The sequence below is a fragment of the Dictyoglomus sp. genome (assembly GCA_025060475.1).
Lineage (GTDB): Bacteria > Dictyoglomota > Dictyoglomia > Dictyoglomales > Dictyoglomaceae > NZ13-RE01.
The window spans coordinates 1-592 of the sequence record JANXBZ010000063.1 but is presented as its reverse complement, the minus strand read 5'-3'; the positions used below and the strand labels follow the sequence as shown (position 1 = coordinate 592).

Here is a 592-nt window from a genome sequence, read left to right as displayed (position 1 = left end):
ATAAAACGGTTAGAAAGCTATTCCAAAATGGCAAATCAGGGCAAAGAATGGTGGCGGTAATTCTTCAAAGCCAAGAGGGAGAGGGAAAGCTTTATAGAATTGCGACTGAAAAAGATCTCGAAGCTTACAGAGAAGCGGAGCTCTATTTGGAAAAGAAGAGAGCAAAGCTGATGGAAGAATGGGGAATAGATCCAGTTCCTGATGAACCAATAACCAGGGTCCCAGTATCTTTTGGGGTCATCAATGTCTGGGTTTATGGAATGCTTAAATGGGGAGATCTCTTCAACTCTCGGCAAAAGCTTGCATTGATAACCTTCGTGGAGAAGGTTAGGATTGCTTACCGCAAGATGCTCGAAGAAGGCTATGAAGAGGATTTTGCAAAGGCTATTGTTAGTTATTTGGCTTTAGCTGTTGATAAAATTGCTACTTATTTATGTAATCTTACTCGTTGGCGAGGAGATGCCTTATCTTTTGAGCGTGCTTTTGATAGACAAGCATTGCCAATGGTTTGGGATTATGGTGAGATAAATCCATTTAGCGATTCAAGAGGTTGCTGGGAAGTAGAAAGAATAATTGAGGTCTTAACACGTCT

The 592-nt window shown here is 41.0% G+C and carries 1 protein-coding gene; it reads left to right on the top strand.

Features of this window, described 5'->3' with window-relative positions; genetic code table 11:
- Positions 1 to 170 precede the first annotated feature (170 nt).
- On the top strand, positions 171 to 592 hold a 422-nt coding region (locus tag NZ841_08530), incomplete at its 3' end, for a hypothetical protein (GenBank protein MCS7202805.1).